The sequence below is a fragment of the Pseudomonas sp. SIMBA_067 genome (assembly GCF_046534675.1).
GTDB classification, from domain to species: domain Bacteria; phylum Pseudomonadota; class Gammaproteobacteria; order Pseudomonadales; family Pseudomonadaceae; genus Aquipseudomonas; species Aquipseudomonas putida.
Window position 1 is genome coordinate 18,745 of record NZ_JAWRYH010000016.1, and the last position, 17,159, is coordinate 35,903.

14 protein-coding genes are annotated in these 17,159 nt (G+C 65.8%); 4 read left to right on the forward strand and 10 right to left on the reverse strand.

Annotated elements, in window-relative coordinates:
- Positions 1-115: 115 nt before the first annotated feature.
- The 3 genes from SB765_RS25605 (at position 116) to SB765_RS25615 (ending at position 1,801) form a co-directional block, all read left to right on the forward strand.
- Entirely contained in the window at positions 116-406 is a 291-nt protein-coding gene (locus tag SB765_RS25605; RefSeq protein WP_004577427.1) for a DUF5629 family protein, read from the forward strand.
- The gene (locus tag SB765_RS25610; protein WP_410932125.1) at positions 372-1,502 is read left to right on the forward strand and encodes a lactonase family protein; all 1,131 of its coding nucleotides are present in this window, start codon (positions 372-374) and stop codon (positions 1,500-1,502) included. Before SB765_RS25605 ends, SB765_RS25610 begins: the two co-directional genes overlap by 35 nt.
- A gap of 122 nt (positions 1,503-1,624) precedes the next feature.
- On the forward strand, positions 1,625-1,801 hold the full coding sequence (locus SB765_RS25615; RefSeq protein ID WP_016500839.1) for a hypothetical protein: 177 nt from the start codon (positions 1,625-1,627) through the stop codon (positions 1,799-1,801).
- Positions 1,802-1,836: 35 nt separating this feature from the next.
- On the opposite strand, the gene SB765_RS25620 is transcribed toward SB765_RS25615, so the two are convergent.
- The 9 genes from SB765_RS25620 to SB765_RS25660 all read right to left on the reverse strand — a co-directional run bounded on the left by SB765_RS25620 (position 1,837) and on the right by SB765_RS25660 (position 14,294).
- Positions 1,837-2,430, reverse strand: coding sequence for a glutathione S-transferase (locus SB765_RS25620; RefSeq protein WP_410932126.1), 594 nt, complete (start codon positions 2,428-2,430; stop codon positions 1,837-1,839).
- A complete protein-coding gene (locus tag SB765_RS25625) occupies positions 2,427-6,071 on the reverse strand; it encodes an AAA family ATPase (RefSeq protein ID WP_410932127.1) in 3,645 nt (1,214 codons plus the stop codon). The genes SB765_RS25620 and SB765_RS25625 overlap by 4 nt, the downstream gene beginning before the upstream one ends.
- The gene (locus tag SB765_RS25630) at positions 6,068-7,306 is read right to left on the reverse strand and encodes an exonuclease SbcCD subunit D C-terminal domain-containing protein (RefSeq protein WP_049277543.1); all 1,239 of its coding nucleotides are present in this window, start codon (positions 7,304-7,306) and stop codon (positions 6,068-6,070) included. Before SB765_RS25630 ends, SB765_RS25625 begins: the two co-directional genes overlap by 4 nt.
- 173 nt (positions 7,307-7,479) lie before the next feature.
- Complete coding sequence (locus SB765_RS25635; RefSeq protein WP_410932128.1) at positions 7,480-9,114, reverse strand: BatD family protein; 1,635 nt, start codon at positions 9,112-9,114, stop codon at positions 7,480-7,482.
- Positions 9,111-10,829, reverse strand: a complete 1,719-nt coding sequence (locus SB765_RS25640; RefSeq protein WP_341797990.1) for a vWA domain-containing protein — start codon at positions 10,827-10,829, stop codon at positions 9,111-9,113. The genes SB765_RS25635 and SB765_RS25640 overlap by 4 nt, the downstream gene beginning before the upstream one ends.
- A complete protein-coding gene (locus SB765_RS25645; protein WP_410932129.1) occupies positions 10,826-11,902 on the reverse strand; it encodes a vWA domain-containing protein in 1,077 nt (358 codons plus the stop codon). The genes SB765_RS25640 and SB765_RS25645 overlap by 4 nt, the downstream gene beginning before the upstream one ends.
- Positions 11,895-12,389 carry a DUF4381 domain-containing protein gene (locus SB765_RS25650; protein ID WP_016500832.1) on the reverse strand — a complete coding sequence of 165 codons (495 nt, stop codon included), beginning with the start codon at positions 12,387-12,389 and terminating at the stop codon, positions 11,895-11,897. Before SB765_RS25650 ends, SB765_RS25645 begins: the two co-directional genes overlap by 8 nt.
- Entirely contained in the window at positions 12,386-13,330 is a 945-nt protein-coding gene (locus SB765_RS25655; RefSeq protein WP_016500831.1) for a DUF58 domain-containing protein, read from the reverse strand. The genes SB765_RS25650 and SB765_RS25655 overlap by 4 nt, the downstream gene beginning before the upstream one ends.
- Before the next feature lie 4 nt (positions 13,331-13,334).
- Complete coding sequence (locus SB765_RS25660; RefSeq protein WP_016500830.1) at positions 13,335-14,294, reverse strand: AAA family ATPase; 960 nt, start codon at positions 14,292-14,294, stop codon at positions 13,335-13,337.
- Between the two features lie 231 nt (positions 14,295-14,525).
- On the opposite strand from SB765_RS25660, the gene SB765_RS25665 reads away from it, so the two are divergent.
- A complete protein-coding gene (locus SB765_RS25665) occupies positions 14,526-15,779 on the forward strand; it encodes a T6SS phospholipase effector Tle1-like catalytic domain-containing protein (RefSeq protein WP_410932130.1) in 1,254 nt (417 codons plus the stop codon).
- 128 nt (positions 15,780-15,907) lie between these two features.
- Here the strand turns inward: SB765_RS25665 and SB765_RS25670 are convergent, their stop codons facing one another.
- A complete protein-coding gene (locus tag SB765_RS25670) occupies positions 15,908-17,110 on the reverse strand; it encodes an MFS transporter (RefSeq protein ID WP_410932131.1) in 1,203 nt (400 codons plus the stop codon).
- Between the last annotated feature and the right edge of the window lie 49 nt (positions 17,111-17,159).

Genomic DNA, 17,159 nt, shown 5'->3' on the forward strand with positions numbered 1-17,159 from the left:
CAAGGCTGCTCCTACAAGGGTTACGCGATCCCCTGTAGGAGCAGCCTTGTGCTGCGAATGGGCTGCAAAGCAGCCCCAGGGTTATAATGCCGCCACATCTCCCACAGGTACCCCCATGTCCCCCCTCGCCACCGCCCTGCAGTCCTGCGACATGCTCCTGATCGACGGCCTGCACGCCTTCGATTTCACCGCCGACGCATCCGGCCTCACTGTCGAATGCATGGACGGCCGCCAGCTTCGCCGCTGGTCCTTCACCCCCGAACAAGTCGCCGCCGCTATCGCCACCGGCGATGAATGGCAACTCAACGATGCCAATGGCGAGCATCGGCTAGTCTGTATGAGTGCCTTTCGCGCCCCGGATGATGACCAAGATGAACCGGACCTGGACGAGCCTGCTGACCGCTAGCCTGATGAGCCTGACAATCCCCGCCCACGCCGCAACCTTGCTGGTGGGCAGCTACACCGACGGCGCCAGCCAGGGTATCTACCGCTACCAGTTTGACGACAAGGCCGGCCAGATCGGCCCCTCACCCCTGCAGGTGGTGAAAAGCGTCAGCCCTTCGTGGCTGGTGCTGTCGGCCGACCAGCGTCAGCTGTTTGCGGTGAATGAGACCCCGCAGGGCCATGCCAGCAGTTTCAGCATCAGCAGCAAAGGCGAAATCAAGCCGCTCAACCAAGTGGCCACCCAGGGCGACGAGCCCACCCACGCCAGCCTCAGCCGTGACCAGCGCTACCTGTTCGTGGCCAACTACGCGGTCAACCCTGACCCCGGTGGCAGCCTGGTGGTGATCCCGGTGGCCAAGGACGGCACGCTCAAGCCCGTGGTGCAACAGGCCCGGCATAAGGCGAGCGGGGTCAACCCTGAGCGCCAGGCCGGTGCCCACGTGCATTCGCTGGTGCTGTCGCCGGATGGCCAGCACCTGTATGCCAGCGACCTGGGTGCCGACAAGGTGTTCATCTACCGCTACGACGGTGCCAGTGCGGACCACCCGCTGACAGCGGCGATACCTGCGTCCGTGGCCTTGCCGCCGGGCAGCGGGCCGCGTCACCTGCTGTTCGACGCCAAGGGCCGGCACGCCTACCTCACCCTGGAAATGAATGCCGAGGTGGTGATGTTCGATGTGCAGGACGGCAACCTGGTTGAACGCCAGCGCTTACCCCTGACCGAGCGCCAGGAGGCCGCAGCGAAGGCAGCAGGTGGCTTGCACCTGTCGGCGGACGGGCGCTTCCTGTACGTGAGCAACCGTGGCACGGCCAATGAAATTGTGGCGTTCAGCGTGGGCAAGCAGGATGGTCAGTTGACGTTCCTGCAGCGTCGCCCGGTAGAAGGCGATCACCCTCGGGAGTTTGCCCTGGCCCCGAGTGACAACTTCCTGCTGGTGGCCAACCAGAAGAGCAACCAGATCGTGGTGATACGTCGCGATCCGCGCAGTGGCAAGCTGCTGGAGACGGTGCAGACGCTGAAGCAGGATGCACCGTCGGACCTCAAGTTCATCGAGTGATATCGATCAGCGTGATAATCGGTACTGCCGCAATGAATTTTTGCGTGCGGCCTCGGCGGCGTAAGTTTGACTCAAGGCCCAAACGGGCCACCGTCAAACCACCGCCGTCGAGGTCAGCCCAGATGAACTTCAATCTCTTCCCGGTTATTGCCGCATCCGCCATTTCCGCATCGGTCGTACTGCCGGCGCATGCCCATGCCGACAGCAGCAAGGCTTCTGCCACCCACAGCTACACCGAGCAGTACCTGCGCCAGAGTGCCAATTTCCATGCGGCGTTGAGTGGCAAACAGCAGCACTGAGCCTTGTGCGGTCTCCTACGAGGGATCGCGTGAACTCATTTGGCCATGACTGACCTGAACAGCTCCGAAGCCAACCACCACTCCAGCCAGCTCCGCACCCGCGGATAAGCCGCCTCGGCGAACCACTGCGGTTCGACCCCGGCAAACTGGCGCATCAGGGGCAGCAACGCGGCATCGGCAATGCTCGGGTGGTCGGCCAGCAGGTAGGGCCGGCCGGCCAGCAGGCCTTCGAGCTCCGCCAGCCAGGTTTCAGCCTGCTGGCGGTAATGCTCGCGGGAGTGCTCCGGGTAGCGTTCGGCATACTTGTACAGGTTCACCTGCGCCTTGAATGTGCTGTCATTGCGCGCAATCAGCGCTTCAGCCTGCTGCGCCGCCGCAGGGTCGGCCTGTAGTCGCCAGTCTTGCGGGTCGTTTTGCGTCAGCGCCCAGCGCATGATGTCCAGGCTCTCCTCCAGCACGCCAGCACCGGTATCCAGCACTGGCACTGTGCCCTTGGGCGACAAGGCCAGCAGTGCTGGCGGCTTGTTCTTCATCGCCACCTCACAGATTTCCACCTCGCACCCGGCATAACGCAAGGCCAGGCGCGCGCGCATGGCCCAGGGGCAGCGGCGGAACGAGTAGAGGATCACCCGCACACCTCCACGTCACTCAGGCCATTGCCTTGGCGACGCACCTGGATCTGCACCGGGATGCGCTCGTGCATTTCCTGCACGTGGGAAATCACCGCCACTTTTCGGCCCTGAGCCTGCAAGCCGTCGAGGGCGTCCATGGCCAGTTGCAGCGACTCGGGGTCGAGGCTGCCGAAGCCTTCGTCGATGAACAGCGATTCGATGCGCAGCGTGCTGGAGGCCATCGAAGCCAGGCCCAGGGCCAGGGCCAGCGAGACCAGGAAGGTTTCCCCGCCCGACAGCGAGTGCACCGAGCGCAGTTCGTCCCCCATCTCGGTGTCCAGCACCAGCAGGCCGAGGGCGCTGCCGCCGCGCTTGAGGCGGTAGCGGCGGGCCAGCTGGCGCAGCTGGGTGTTGGCGTGGTGCAGCAGCAGGTCGAGGTTGTAACCCTGGGCGATCTTGCGGAACACATCACCCGAGGCCGAGCCGATCAGGGCGTTCAAGCGGGCCCAGCGTTGCCATTGCTGATGGGCCTGTTCGATTTCTGCCGCCAACGCCTGGTGTGCCTGCTGGCGACGCTGGTCGTCGGCCTGCTGAGCACGCAGTTCGGCGCACTGCTGCTCGTGGCCGGCCAGGCGCTCGCGCAGCTCGGTCAGGGCTTGCTCCAAGGCTTCGGCCGAGGTGTCCACGGTCATTTGTGCGGCGTGTTGTTGCAGGCGTTGTTCACGTTCCTGCAGCAGTACGCGACCTTGTTCGATGGATTTCTCGGCGTTTTGCAGGTGCTGGCGCAGTTCACTGACGTGCGCATCGTCCATGGCCAGCAGGCGATCCAGGCCTGCGTCATCCAGTTCCGGGTGCTCGCTGCGCCACTGGGCGATCTGCCCTTGTAACTGCTGGCACTCGGCGTCCAGCGCCTGTTGCTGCTGGGCGTTGGCCTTGAGCTCACTGGCCAGTTGCACACCCTGGGTGCGCAGGTCTTGCAGGCGTTGTGCGGTGTCGGCGTCGAGGGCGCGGGCATGTTCCAGCGCGCAGTCCATGTGTTGTTGCCAGGCTTCGGCGCTGGCATGTTCGCCGAGCAGTTCGCCGAGCGAGGCCTGCGCTTGCTGGCGTTGCGCGTCGAGGGCGGCCAGATTCTGCTGCAATTGCTGCTGGCCTTGCACACGCGCTTGTTGTTGGTCGCGTAGCTTGTCCAACTGGGCCTGGCGGGCTTGTTGTTCTTCCTGTTCGTCCTTGCGTTGCTCCAGTTGTTGCAAGCGTTGGGCAATCTGCTGGTCCAGGGCGAGGAAAGCATTGGCCGGGTCGTCGTTAAGGGCCTTGACGGCTTCCTCAGGCAGCACGCCGGTCAGGCCGTTCAGGCCTTGCTGCAGTTGCTGCTCGTCGTTGGCCAGGGCCTGGTGCTGGTGCTCCAGGTGGCGCTGGGCCTGTTGTTGCGCTTCATGGGCGGCCTGCAACTGCTGGTTGAGGCGGGATGCATCTTTTTGCAGGGTGAGCAGGGCGCTCTGGCGCTTTTGGTCGTGACTGATTTCTTCTTCAAGACGCCGCAGTTGGCTGTCGAGCCAGGTGCTGCGGGCCTTGTCGTCCTGCGGGGCGAGGGCAGGCCACAGGCTGTGCGCCTGTACCTCGGCCACCAACGGTTGCAGCTGTTCGCCCAGTTGCTGCTGCTGTTGTTGGTAGTCCTTGAGCTGGGCGTTGATCACACCCAGCTGGGTACGCAGCTCTACCAGCTTGCTGCCGAGGGTTTCGACCTGCTGCTGCGCGGCGTCTACTTCGGCCTGATCGTGGCGACCCAGGCTTTGCAGCAGCGCTTCGGGTTGATGGAACGGGTGTTCGGCGCTTCCGCACACGGGGCACGGTTCGCCATCGCGCAGTTGGCCGCGCAGTTCTTCGACGCTGGTATTGCGCGCCAGGCGCTGGCGTTCCAGCAGCTGGCGGGTAAGGTTCAGCGCTTGCTCGGCGGCTTCCAGCTCGGCCTTGGCGGCGGTGCCTTCGGTAATCAGTTGCTGGCGTTGCTGCATGGCCTGCTGCTGCCGTTCGCGCACGGCATGCAGCTGCTGGCGCAGCTCTTGTTCACGGCCATGCAGGCGCGACAGTTCTTCGACGGCGCGCTGCTGCTTGCGGTTGTCCTGCAGCATGCCACCGAGCAGGTCGATTTGCTCGGCAAGGGCCTGCGGTTCGGCCTTGGCTTCGCGGAACAGCAGGTCGTAGGCGTCGCGCTCGGCCTGCAAGTGTGCATTGGCCTGGCTGGCTTGGGCCTGAAGGCCGGGCAGTTCTTCACGGCCTTTGGCCAGGCGCCCACCGATCAGCATCACCTGCTTCAGCTGTGGCAGGTAGGCGTGCCAGGCATTTGCCAGGCCTGCCAGGTGCTGGCTGTCGGCCAGCGCGGTGTCGATCTGGGCCAGTTGCTGCAGGCTGCGCTGCTGGTTGTCTTCAAGCTGCTGCAACTGCTGCTGGCCGTCGGCGACCTGCTGTTCAGCCTGTTGGCTGGTGCTGCGCTGCGCGGCCAGTTCCTGGTCCAGGCGCGCCAGGTTGTCCTGGGCGGCAAAGGCCTGGCGCAGGCGCGGTGCGTTTTCGCCATGCTGGGCCTGGCTGTCGGCAAGCGCCTGGCGTGCGGCGCCCAGCGCCTGTTCGAGCTCAAGGGTGCGCACCTGCAGCTCGGCTTGCTGCTGCTGTTGCTCAGCGATTTTCGCGGCCACGGGTGCCAGTTGCGCAGTCAGCGCCTGCTGGCGGTGGAACTGGTGGCGCTGGGGGGCCAGGCGCTCCAGGCGAACGAGGTCCAGGCGCGGTTCGGCCAGTTGCTGCCAGCTTTGTTCGGCGGCCTGTAGCGCGGTGCCGGCTTCGGCATGTTGGGCCTGCAGCTGGCGTTGTTCATTCAGCCAGTTGCGTTGCTGTTCCAGTTGGCGCTCGCCAGCCTGGTCGGCCTTGAACTGCTGCTGCGCCTGCTCCAGGCGCTGGTCAAGGTCGGTGCGGGCTTCGGCGGCCATCGGCAGCAGGTGGCTGGCGCGGTCCTTGAGGGCGTTGTGGGCCTCGCCGGCTTCACGGGCCTTGCTGAAGGCACGCTGGCCAAGGCGGGTGTAGATGGCGGTATTGGTGAGTTTTTCCAGCAGCTCGCTGCGCTCTTTGTCGTCCGCCTTGAGGAAAGCGCCGAACTCGCTCTGGGCCAGCATTACCGCACGGGTGAACTGCTCGAAGTTCAGGCCAAGGCGGGCCTCGACCAGTTGCTTGTATTCGTTCTTGCCACTGCCCAGCACCTGTTCGCTGTCCAGGTCGTAGAAGCTCTGGCGGCTGTGTTGCAGCTTGCCGTTGGCCTTGTCGCGGGCGCGGTTGGCTTCCCAGCGGGCGCGGTAGCGGCGGCCGTCGATGCCGACGAAATCGACCTCGGCAAAGCCACTGCCGGTGCCACGGCGCAGCAGGTTACGCGGGTCGTAGGTGGGGATTTCGCCGTCGGCGTCGGGCACCTTGGCCTCGCGGCCGATGTCGTTCAGCCGTGGCACTGTGCCAAACAACGCCAGGCACAGGGCGTCGAGCAGGGTGCTTTTGCCGGCCCCCGTTGGCCCGGTGATGGCGAACAGGCCAGCGCTGGCCAAGGGCTCTGCGGTGAAGTCGATTTCGACCGGGCCGGCCAGCGATGCCAGGTTCTTCAGGCGAATGGCGAGAATCTTCATGGCTGCTCCTCTTCCTGCTGCACGTCCTGCAACAGCAGGGCAAAGTCGGCCAGCGCCTGCTCATCTGCCGGGTTGCCGTAAGCCTGCTCCCAGGCGCGGCTGAACAGGTCTTGCGGGGTCATCTGGGAAAGCTCGACAAAGGCCAGGTCATCGTCTTCGGCGTTATTGCGGCCGGCGTATTCGGCGCTGATGCGGATCAGCCGCACGGCCTTGCCTTCCAGTGCAGTTTCAATCTGCTGGCGCAGGTCGGGTTGCGGCTCGTCCAGTATCACCCGCACCTCCAGCCAGGGCTGGCGGTTGGGGTCTTCGAGCAGGTCGATCACGGGCAGGTCGGCCAGTTGTTGCAGCAGTTCGCCCAGGGGTGCCGGGCCAACCCGTTGCAGGGCCACCGCGCGCGGTACCGGGCGCGGTTCGACGCTGACCAGTTCGGTGCCGTCCAGCTCCACTTCCAGCACCTGGTGCGGGTAGTTGATTTCGGCGAACGACAGCGGGATTGGCGAGCCGCTGTAGCGGATGCGTTCTTCGCGGTTGACCTTCTGCGGTTTGTGCAGGTGGCCCAGGGCGACATAGCTGATGGCCTTGTCGAACAGCTTGGCCGGCAGTGCCTCGGCGTTGCCGATGATCAGGCTGCGCTCCGAGTCTTCCGACACCGAGCCACCGGCCATGTGCGCATGGCTGATGGCGATCAGCGCCTGGTCTTTCTTGCGCTTGGCTTGCGCGGCGGTGATCAGTTGCTGGTGGACCTGGGTGATGCCTTGCAGGTAGTCGTCGCCCAGGCTCGGGCCGGTGACCTCGGCCGGGCGCAGGAAGGGCAGGGCCAGGCACCATGCGGCGACCTTGCCGCGGCCGTTGGTCAGTGGGATCAACAGGCGCTCGGCATCCAGCTGGCCTTCGTCCAGCCAGTGCACACGGCCCAGGGCATGGGTGCGCAGGCGCCGCATCAATGCGGCGGGCAGCTCGATGCGCGAGCCGGAGTCGTGGTTGCCGGCGATCATCACGATATCCAGCTTGGGCTGTTGCTCATGGGCCTGGACGATGAAGTCGTAGAGGCGCTCCTGGGCTTTGACCGGCGGGTTGACCGTGTCGAAGATGTCGCCGGCAATCAGCAGTGCATCGGGCTGGCGCAGGCGCAGCTGGCCGAGCAGCCAGTCGAGGAAGCAGGCGTGTTCGAAGTCGCGTTCCTGGCCGTGCAGGCTTTGGCCCAGGTGCCAGTCGGAGGTATGAAACAGACGCATGGATGACCTGTTGGTGTCGAGTCGGACAAGCGGGGAAAGGGCGGTATGGTAACCCAAGGTTGGGGCTGAGAGGTGTCTGCCTGGAGATGTTTGGCGCCTGTGAGATCGAGCGCCGCCCGCGCGGCGCTCGATCCCACAGGCGCTGAAAACCTTGTGGCGAACACCCTGGTGGCCTACTTGGGATAGAGCGGCGGCAAGCTGCCGCTGTCACTCGTCGGCAGCAACACCTGCTCAGCCGGCGGAATGGTGCCAATCGCCCGCCACAAATCCTCACCCTGCCAATACTGCCCGGTTTCGCTGTACAGCGCCCCGTTCAACCCATCCAGCGCATCCGACAACGGCACGAAGCGCGCAGCCATCTCGGCCAGGGTTTCCGGCTGTTGCCGGGCCCACGCATCCAGCGCCTGGCGTGTGGCCTGCGGGTCGTTTGCCTGGCACGCACGCTTGAGGTCGTCCAGCAATGTGCGCGGGCTTGGCCCGTTTTGCGCCGCGCGCAGCACCGCCGGCCGCGAGCGGGCGCGCCACCACAGGGCGAAGCCCAGCACGGTGGTCAGGGCGAACAGCAGTGTGGCCAGTTGCCAAGGCCACAGCAGGGTGCTGGCGCTGCTGTTGTCGCCCACCGGGGTGTCTGCGCTCAGCGCCGGGTTGTCTTGCACGTTCAATGTGCGCGCTGGCAGGCTGCTGTGTTCCAGATGGTCTTCGCGGGTGTTCCACCAGGCCACTTCCAGCGCTGGCAAGGTCAGCGCACCTGCGTGGGTCGGCACCAGGGCTTCGCGCTCTTCGCGGTTGGCGGTCATGCCGCGCTCGCTGATTTCGTTGCGCAGCAGCGGCTGGTCGGGGTAGCGGCGCAGGCCGATGATTTCTGTGGCGGGCAGCGGCGGCAGTTGGGTGCTGGACAAGCCCTCGGCACGCAAGGTGATGTTGCGCGTCAGCGAGTCGCCAATCTGCACTTGCTGGCTGCCCGGGTCGGGGTTCCAGTGCTCTTCCAGGGTCAGGCTGCGGGCTGGCAGCCACGGCACGCCAGCGGGCCAGGCCGCGGGAATCGGCCGCACGTTCAGGCGCAAGGGCAGCGAACTGACCTGCACCTGGCGGCCGGCGCGGGCCGTGCCATTGGCCTGTGAGGCTTCGTCGTTGCTGGCGGCGGCAGTGGCGGTAAAGGTCAGCGGTGGAATGTCGAGGCTGCCACTTTGCTGGGCGTACACCGCATAGCGGGTTTCGATCACGCCATGGCGCACGCCGTTGATTTCCTTTTCATACGTGCGCGATTCGCCCAGTGGCTCGACCTTGGCGTTCCCCAGTTGCAGCGGGCTGAGGTTGCTGTCGTCGTACAGCGCCACCGAATGGTAGATGCGCAGAGTCAGTACGGCCTGGGCCTGGACGTAGACGTCGCTGCTGTCCAGGGTGGCTTCGATGAACACTTGCGAGGCGCTGTCCTGGCGATTGGCATCGGCCTGCAGCACTTGCAGTTCGATGGCCTGGCTGTGCGACTGGCCCAGCTGCAGTTCGGGAATACGCAGGCTGCCGCTGCGCCGTGGCAGCAGGGTGATGATCCAGCGGGTGCTTGCGCGGGTTTCGCCGTCGAGGGTGTGCAGGCTGTTCAGCTGGCGCGTGCCACGCACTTCAAAGTCGCCTTCCAGGGCTTGCAGGTCGGGCTTGCCGAACTGGGTGACGTCCTGGCTTTCCAGGGTCAGCTCCAGGCTCTCGCCAGCTTCCAGGCGGGTGCGGTCAACGCTGGCTTGCAGCAGCGGCTCGGCCTGGGCCAGCACGGCCCATAGCAGGGTGAGCAGAAAGACGCCGAAGCGACTCATCGTGGGGTTTCCTGATGCAATTGCTGTTCATACCAGAATTTGCGCCGCAGCAGCTCCGCCGGGTTATCGGGGATCTCTCGCAGCCATTGTTCCAGGGCCTGGCGCTGTTCGGTGTCGAGGTTGGTCGATACCGGGCGCTGTGGCGGCTGGATGACGTCGTCGTCAGCACCCGCCTGGTTGCCGGGCGCGGCCTGGCTGTTATTGCTGCTTTCACCGGGCTGTTCGGCGTTGGCTTGTTCGTCGCTGCCGGGCGTGCCTTGGGCGGGGCTGCTGGCCGAGCTGCTGTTGCCCTCGGTTTCGCTGCCGGGGGTACCTTGGGCATCGCCGTTGGCCGGCTGCTCTTCAGCCTTGGCCTCGCGCTGTTGCAGCATTTGTTGCACCAGCGCCTGGTTGTCCAGCGCGGGTTGCAGGTCTGGCTGGCGCTCCAGGGCTTGCTCGTAGGCGTCCAGGGCGGCTTCCAGTTCACCGCTGCGGGCAAGGGCATTGCCTCGATTGTAGTGGGCGGCGGCGGTATCGCCTTGGGAAAACGCCTCGGCGGCACCTGCATAGTCGCCAGCCTGGTACAGGGCCATGCCGCGCCACTGCGGGTCCTGGAAGTGGCGTGCGGCGCTGGCCGGGCGGTTTTGCTCCAGCAGGCGCTGGCCTTGCTGGTCGGGGCGCAGCCACAGGTCGTTGAACTCGAAGGCCTGGCTGGGCTGTGGCAAGGCCAGCAGCAGTGGCAGGCAGAACAGCCAGCCACGACGGCCGGCGCAGGCGGCCAGCAGCAACAACGGGATCAGCAGCCAGTAACCCTGATCGGCCCAGCTGTCCAGTTGCAGGGTCTGGCCGTCATTGCGCGCGGTGCGGGGGTTGTCGAACAGGCCAAGGCCGCGCAGGTCGAGGTCGTCGATGCGGGCATGCCGGTAGCGCCCGCCAGTGCCGCTGATGAAGCCCTTGAGGCTGGCGCTGTCCAGCCGAGGCAGCAAGATACCGCCCTGGTCGTCCTTGAGGTATTCGCCGCTGGCCCGGCGCACCGGGGCGCCTTCGCGGCTGCCGATACCCAGCATCAGCAGGCTCGGGCCCTGGCGGCCGAGTGCCTGGCTGATGCCTTGGCGTTCCGGGGCGCTCAGCGACGAGCCGATCAGCAGCAAGCGGCCTTGGCCCAGGCCACTCTGGGCCAGCAGGGCCAGGCCCTTTTGCACGGCCAGGTCGGCGCGCTGGCCGGGTTTTGGCATGATCGACGGGTCGATGGACTCCAGCAGGTTCCGGGTGGTGGCCAGGTCATCGGACAGCGGCACCAGGGTGTGCGCCGAGCCGGCGTACACCACCAGCGCGGTCTGGCTGTCGCGGCGGTGTTCGAGCAGGTCGAGGACCTTGCGCCGGGCCTGCTCCAGGCGGTTGGGCGGGCTGTCTTCGGCGAGCATCTGTGGGGTCAGCTCCAGCAAGATCACCAGCGGGTCGGCCGGGCGTTGGCGGCTTTCTTCCACGCGTTGCCAGCTGGGCCCGAGCAGGGCCAGGACCACCAGCGCCCAGGCCAGGCCCAGTGCTATCCACGGCAGCTTGCTGGTGCTGCCGCTGCCACCGCCCAGCAATACGCCATGGAAGGCGGGCGGCAAGATCATCTGCCAGCGCCCGGCGCGCTTGCGCCTGTGCCACAGCTTGTACAGCAGCCAGCCGAGCAGGGGCACGGCCAGCAACCACAGCGGGCGCAGCCATTGGGGCCAAAGATCGATCATCGCCGCCTCCTCAGACGCAGGCGCTTCAGGCGCTGGCGCCATTCCGGGTGTGGCTGCAGGAACCGCGGCTTGCGCATCAGCCGTTGCAGCAGGTTGTCGGGCCATTGCACGGCCACCACCAGCAGCACGCTGAGCAGCAGGGCCAGGGCCAGGGGCCAGGCGTACAGGGCCTGGGCCGTGCGTGCCTGGGTCGGTTGCTGTGCTACTGGCTCCAACTGATCGAGGGCGTCGCCGATGGCGTCCAGCTCGGCACCGTCATGGGCACGGAAATAGGCACCGTGGGTGATGTCGGCGATTTCCTTGAGTGAGGCCTCATCCAGGTCCAGGCTGGGATTGAGGCCAAGCAGGCCGGGGGTGCCACTGGCGTCGGGGTTGGCGCCAATGCCGATGGTGTAGATGCGTACCCCTTCCTGGGCGGCCAGGCGAGCAGCGGTCAGCGGGTGGATTTGCCCGCCGTTGTTGGCGCCGTCGGTGATCAGCACCAGCACCCGGCTTTGGGCCGGCCGTTGGCGCAGGCGCTTGACCGCCAGGCCGATGGCGTCGCCGATAGCGGTGTTTTTACCGGCGATGCCGATCTGCGCCTCGATCAGGAATGTGCGCACGGTGCGCCGGTCGAAGGTGAGTGGCGCCTGCAGGTACGCCTGGCTGCCGAACAGGATCAGGCCCACGCGGTCGCCTTCACGGTCTTGCAGAAAGTCGCCCATCAGTGCCTTGACCAGGTCGAGGCGGCTGATCTCTTCGTTTTGCCACTGCATGTCGGGGAAGTCCATCGACCCGGACACGTCCACCGCCACCAGCAGGTCGCGGCCACTGGCAGCTACCGGTACCGGTTCGCCCAGCCATTGCGGGCGGGCGGCGGCGCATAGCAGCAACAGCCAGATGACCACGAACGGCGCCTGCTGGCGCCAGGTGGGCAAGTTGAGGCGTGCGCGGCGCCCGGCCAGGCTTTCCAGTTCGTTGAGGAAGCCTACCTTGAGCACCGGCTCCCCGCTGTCGGCGGCTGGCAACAGCAGGCGCGCCAGCCAAGGCAGCGGCAACAGGGCGAAGACCCACGGCCAGGCCAGTTCAAACATGCTTGCGGATCCAGGTTTCGACGGCCTGGCTGAGCCCGACAATGGCCTTGTCGTCGAGCTTGCACTCGGGCTTGTAGGCGCCCTCGACCAGCACCATCCAGCGGGTCAGGCCGGCGGCCGGGCAGCGGTTGTCGAGAAATGCCAGCCACTGGCGGCCGTTGAGGGTGTGGCTGTTGGCACCCGGATAATGGCTGCGGCACAGGCGTTTGAGCAGGGCATTGATCTGTTGCAGCCAGGCGCCGGCCGGGGCGCCGTCGTACGGGCGCGGCAGGCGTGCCAGCTCGGCCAGGGCTTCCACACGCACCGGGTCCAGGGGTTGTTCGGCGCGCACGATGCGGCGTTTGCCCGGGCGCCAGCGGCGCAGCCGCCACAGCCCCCAACCCAGCAATGGCAGCACGGCCAGCAGCAGCCACCAGCCGGGTGCCGGCGGCCACAGGCCGACAGGCGTAGGGTCGATCAGCGGATGCAACTGGTCGAGCGGGTTCATGACGCGCTCCTTGGCCGCTGGGCGTTCAGGTATTCGCGCAACTGCTCGATCATGTCGCTTTGGGTGCTAAGTGGCATCAGCACGACGCGCAGCTTCTGGGCCATCAGCTCCCAGCGCTCGATGCGTGCCTCGGCCTGCTTGCGATAAGCCTGGCGCAGGTTGGCGTCCAGGGTGTCGAGCTCCAGCTGCGCACCGCGCTGGGCGAAGCGTAACAGGCCGGCGGCGGGCAGGGCGTGGTCGAGCGGATCGGATACGGGCAATAGCAGCAGGTCGCAGTGACGCGAGAGCATGGCCAGGTGCTGTTCGCACTGTGCGCTCAACGAACGCTCGTCACAGATGACAATGGCCAGGCTGCCCGGGCGCAGTACTTCGCGGGCCCGGCGCAAGGCCAGGCCAAGGCTGTCAGCCTGCGGCACGGCTTCGGTATGCAGCGACTGGTTGACCTTGGCCAGGCGGTTGAGCAGTTGCAGCAGGCTCTGCTTGCTGCGCCGAGGCTTGATTTCGTGGGGGTCGTTGTCGCCGAATACCAGCCCGCCGATGCGGTCGTTGTGCCCCAGTGCGGCCCAGCCGAACAGGGCCGCGGCCTGGGCCGCCAGTACCGACTTGAACAGCAGGCCCGAACCGAAGAACAGCCGCTGGCTTTGTTCGACAAGGATGAAGATTGGCCGCTCGCGCTCTTCGTGGAACAGCTTGGTGTGCGGTTCCTGAGTGCGTGCAGTGACCCGCCAGTCGATGTTGCGCACATCGTCGCCGGCCTGGTACACGCGCACCTGGTCGAAGTCCACTCCGCGTCCACGCAGCTTGGAGTGGTGCAGGCCCACCAGCGGGCTGCGTTGACCGGGCTTGGAAAACAGCTGGATTTCGCGCACGCGGTGGCGCATGTCGATCAGTTCGGCAAGGCCGATGCGGATGCCGGGTTCGGCCAGCTGCGCGGTGGGCATGGGCTCAGGCAACGGCGACGACGTCGAGGATGCGCTGGACCACGCGGTCCTGGTCGATCCCCGCCGCCTCGGCCTCGAACGAGAGGATGATGCGGTGGCGCAGCACGTCGAACAGCACGGCCTGGATGTCTTCTGGGCTGACGAAGTCACGCCCGGCCAGCCAGGCGTGGGCACGCGCACAGCGGTCCAGCGAGATGGAACCGCGTGGGCTGGCGCCGTACGCGATCCAGTCGGCCAGCTCGGTGTCGAACTTGGCCGGGGTGCGGGTAGCCATCACCAGCTGCACCAGGTATTCCTCCACCGCGTCGGCCATGTACAGGCCTAGGATTTCCTTGCGCGCGGCAAAGATGGCCTGCTGGCTGACCCGGCGCTCGGGCTTGGTTTCGCCGCCCAGCGCTTCGCCACGGGCCTGCGCCAGGATACGCCGCTCCACGGCTGCGTCGGGGAAGCCGATTTTTACGTGCATCAGGAAGCGGTCGAGCTGGGCTTCGGGCAGGGGGTAGGTACCTTCCTGCTCGATCGGGTTCTGCGTGGCCATGACCAGGAACAGCGGCGACAAGTCGTAGGTGCTGCGGCCCACGCTGACCTGGCGTTCGGCCATGGCTTCGAGCAGTGCCGACTGCACCTTGGCCGGGGCGCGGTTGATTTCGTCGGCCAGTACCAGGTTATGGAAGATCGGCCCCTGCTGGAACACGAAGCTGCCGGTTTCCGGGCGGTAGATTTCGGTACCGGTGATGTCGGCCGGGAGCAGGTCTGGGGTGAACTGGATGCGATGGAACTGCGCCTCGATGCCTTCGGCGAGTTCTTTGATGGCCTTGGTCTTGGCCAGGCCCGGGGCACCTTCGACCAGCATGTGGCCGTCGGCCAGCAGCACGATCAACAGCCGTTCGACCAGTTTCTCCTGGCCTAGGATCTGCGAAGAAAGAAAGGTGCGCAGCGCGGTCAGCGCTTCACGGTGTTCCATCGGTGACGGTTCCTGGTATGGGGCCGCAGGCGGGGCTGGAGGCAGCTGCCCTGGCAAGGGGTGATACTTTAATCCATCCGGGGGGGTGGCGACCAATGGCGGCTTGGAAATTTATCCAGCCTTGGGCCATGCAAGTACAGAATTGTCCTGCAAATGGCTGGCCATAGGCTGATGTTCAGCGTCGGCGCCCTGGCGCCTGCTTGTGTTTTTGACGCAAGCAGGCGCACAACGATGATCTTGAGATTTGGCGTGTTTTTCGATGGCACCGGTAATAACCAGCACAATGTGATGCCCACAGAGTCGAACGCCGGCAAGGGCGCCAGTTACACCAACGCCTTGAGCAATGTGGCCCTGTTGCACGCGCTTTATCCGGCAGAGGGGCCGAGCGGCGACGGCGCCATGGCGTTTCTCAGCCGTTATGTCGAAGGGGTGGGCACCTTGGAGGGCGCTGAGGATCATGCGTATGCCTCGGCCACCGGGCGCGGGCGCACCGGCGTCGAAGCGCGAGTCACCGAGGCATTGGAGGGTATCGCCGGCCAGCTGCTGGATTGGGCGCACGCCCATCCGCTCGCAATACTCGAGGGGGTCGAGTTCGACCTGTTCGGCTTCAGCCGCGGTGCCGCCGCGGTGCGTCACTTGGCGAATCTGCTGCACGCTGACGGGGGCCGGGTGCTGGCCGTCGCTTGCGGCATCACGATCAATTTCATAGGCCTGTTCGACACCGTGGCGGCGATCGTTGCGCCGTTGCAGGGAGATTTCGACCCTGCCGACGACCGCCATGGCGGCTTGCGCCTGGGCCTGGGTGAGGGTATTGCCCGGCACGTGGTGCAATTGGTGGCCGGGGATGAGCAGCGGCACAACTTCCCATTGGTGAGCAGTGGTCACGACATCGTGTTGCCGGGTGTGCATTCGAATATTGGTGGTGGTTACCCGAACAGTACGCAAGAGCAGGTACTGCTGTGCAAACCGCAGTCACAGCGTGTGCCGCTGCGCATCCGCGCTGAACAGACCCGCGTGTACAGCACAGTCAGCGCCTTGGTGGCGTCGGCGTTTGGCGGCCTTGGCGCGCGGGTGATTACCTGGGAAGAAGCGATTGCCGGTGGGCGGCCGGATGAGGCGCAAAAGCAGGTGTATGCGGCGGTGTACCGGGAGCGGCAGGTGGCGGGGCAGCTTTCACGGGTTTACCTGAGTGTCATGCGCGCGCTGGCGGTGCGTGCGGGGGTGCCGTTTGGGCCGTTGGGCGGGCAGGCTGAGCATGGGTTGCCGTTTGAATTGCTGGAGATCAGCCGCAAGTTGCATGCGTTTGCCCTGGGTGAATGTGAGCAGCTGCGGCTGACCGAGGATGAGCAGCGGTTGTTGCGTGACAGGTATGTGCACGCTTCGGCGAACTGGAATGCGCTGAAGGGGTTGCGTAACAGTGTGCTGGATGTGCTGTTCATCAATCGGCCAGCGGCAGGCGGTCGAGTGGTGCATCCGAACCGGTAGCTTTATCAACCTGAACCGGCCTCATCGCCGGCAAGCCGGCTCCCACATGGATCGCGCCGCACTCAAGAAGTGTGGAGTCCTGTGGGAGCTGGCTTGCCGGCGAATGGGCTGCAAAGCAGCCCTAGGGTCTAAGCCAGCTGGCGACGCTTACTGGCGAAATATGCCTCCTGCGCCAGGGTCAGCAGCACGGTCAGCAGCATGAACACCACCGAAGCGATGAAGATGCCCTCAGGCAGGCGCTGGTCGAGCATCCAGCCGAACGCAACCGGCCCGATGGCGCCGCCGATATTGAAGCCGGTCGAGACCAGCCCGAAGGTTTTGCCCTCGGCACCACGTGGTGCTGCTGCCTTGACCAGCATGTCCCGCGATGGTGCGATGACCCCGGTCAGCAAGCCGATGGCCCCGAGCACCACCACCAATGCCCAGCCCTGCACCAGCCCCAGCGCCACCAGCGTCGTCAGCGCCGCCGCCAGGGCAAAGGCCATGGCGGCCACCAGGCCATGGCGGCGGGTGCGGTCAGCCAAGGCCCCGCCGCACAAAACGCCCACTGCACTGCACAGCAGAAAAGCCGTGAGCGCCGTGTTCGCCCAGGCCAGGGTCAGGCCTTGGCCCTGGACCAGGGCGGCTACGGAGAACTTCTCGATGGCACTGGTACTCAGGTTCAGCAGGATGAACAGCACCGTCAACACGCCGATCATCGGCGTGAGCAAGCGCACGCGGCCCGGCGCAGCGGCAGCCCCAGCGCCACTTGTGCGGTCATGCCCGGATACCTGATAGACACCGCTGCCTGGCACCGAGATCAGCAGCAGAGCGGCAACACCCACCACTGCACCCGCTGCCAAGGCTGCCTGTGTACCGAACGCGGCGGCAATGCCGAGAAACACCGCTGGCGTTACCGCCGAACCGAGGAAACCGGCGAACGTATGGATCGAAAACGAGCGCCCCAGGCGGCCTTGCTCGATGCCGTTGGCCAGCAACGCGTAATCGGCAGGGTGGTAAACGCCATTGGCGAGGCCCGCCATGGCCATCGTTACCAGCAACACCGGATAGCCGGGGCTGACCGCCAGCAGCAGGAAACTGAGGCTGCCCAGCAACAACCCTGCCTTGAGCACCTTGCGCGCGCCGTAGTGGTCGACGGCATAGCCCAGCGGTGCCTGCACCAGGGCAGAGACGATGTTGAACACCGCCAAGGCTACGCCAAGCTCGACAAACCCCACGCCCAGCAGGCCGGGGAGGACGGGCAGCAATGCCGGGATCAGCATGATGTGCACATGGCTGACGAGGTGCACTGCAGCAATCTGTGTAAGTAGCTTGGGGCCAGCGTGGGGCATGTCGATACCTGTCGAACGGCGTGGGCACATGGCGCAGGGTAGGGGGGGC